The sequence below is a fragment of the Paraburkholderia sp. BCC1885 genome (genome assembly GCF_900996235.1).
GTDB lineage: Bacteria > Pseudomonadota > Gammaproteobacteria > Burkholderiales > Burkholderiaceae > Paraburkholderia.
Genome location: NZ_CAAJGM010000101.1, coordinates 1 through 509 on the forward strand (window position 1 = coordinate 1; position 509 = coordinate 509).

1 protein-coding gene is annotated in these 509 nt (G+C 68.2%); it reads left to right on the top strand.

The window, feature by feature from the left end:
• Positions 1 to 177 precede the first annotated feature (177 nt).
• Positions 178 to 509, top strand: a 332-nt coding sequence (locus FQ755_RS08295; protein ID WP_144152994.1) for a biotin/lipoyl-binding protein, incomplete at its 3' end; no start/stop codon positions are given.

Sequence of the window (509 nt, forward strand, 5' to 3'; positions counted from 1 at the left end):
CACCCGACGCGAAACCGAAGGCGGCACCCGCCACCGCGGACGTGCCGGGCGAGGCGGCGGCCGCGCCGGCCGCTGCCGCCTCGGGCGCGCAGGCAGGCTGAGTTTCCGGATTTTTTTCGAATCGATAGTGGATCAGGCCCGTTGCGACAAGCACGGGCCACGACGGAGAACCTCGCGATGAGCGAACCCCAACAGCAAGCCGCGGCACCCGCCGCGCAGAACGGCAAGCGCAAGCGCATGATGACGCTGCTGATCCTCGCGATCGTGATCGCGGCGATCGCCTATGGCCTCTACTACTTCCTGGTCGCGCGTTTCCACGAGGAAACCGACGACGCCTACGTGAACGGCAACGTGGTGCAGATCACGCCGCAGGTCACCGGCACCGTGATCGCGGTGAACGCCGACGACACGCAGTCGATCCGCATCGGCCAGCCGCTGGTCAAGCTCGATCCCGCCGACGCGGCGATCGCGCTGCAATCGGCCGAGGCGAACCTGGCGCAGACGGTGCG